This window comes from Allocoprococcus comes (assembly GCF_013300725.1).
GTDB classification, from domain to species: domain Bacteria; phylum Bacillota; class Clostridia; order Lachnospirales; family Lachnospiraceae; genus Allocoprococcus; species Allocoprococcus comes_A.
The window spans coordinates 1-519 of sequence record NZ_JAAIMM010000112.1; the positions used below are offsets into that span (position 1 = coordinate 1).

At 48.6% G+C, this 519-nt stretch carries 1 protein-coding gene; it reads left to right on the forward strand.

Annotation, left to right across the window (positions count from 1 at the left end):
• Window positions 1-82: 82 nt before the first annotated feature.
• The gene (tnpA, locus tag G4407_RS16300) at window positions 83-424 is read left to right on the forward strand and encodes an IS66 family insertion sequence element accessory protein TnpA (RefSeq protein WP_173689707.1); all 342 of its coding nucleotides are present in this window, start codon (window positions 83-85) and stop codon (window positions 422-424) included.
• The last annotated feature ends 95 nt before the right edge of the window (window positions 425-519 follow it).

Here is a 519-nt window from a genome sequence, read left to right on the forward strand (position 1 = left end):
GTAAGTAGGTAATCATCCGTATCTGTTATTCCCCGATTCCCTTTGGTACAATACCCTCAAAACATTGGAGGTATTGTATTTTATGAACAAAGACGAAAAAGCCGGACTCTGGTCTGAACGGATCCGGGAATTCCGATTCAGCGGACAGACATGCAGGGACTGGTGCACAGAGCATCAGATACCGGTCTCGACAATGACATACTGGATCCGCAAGCTGAAACAGGAAAAAATTTCATCTGAGGTGGATAAGGAGCGTGTCTTTGCAAAGCTTCCTTCCGAATCCGAGATTGTGATGCGCGACACCGCGCAGGAAACCGTAGCGGTCAGCATCCTTATTTCGGGATACATCCGGATCGAGGCGGCTCCGTCCTGTCCTCCGGAATTATTCCAGGTGCTGATAAGGACGTTAAAAGAAAATGCTTGACCTGGCAGGCGGTACAACGGTATATCTTGCCTGTGGGGCAACAGATCTCAGAAAAAGCTACAATGGTCTGGCGGCCGTCATCAAACTCAAATTTC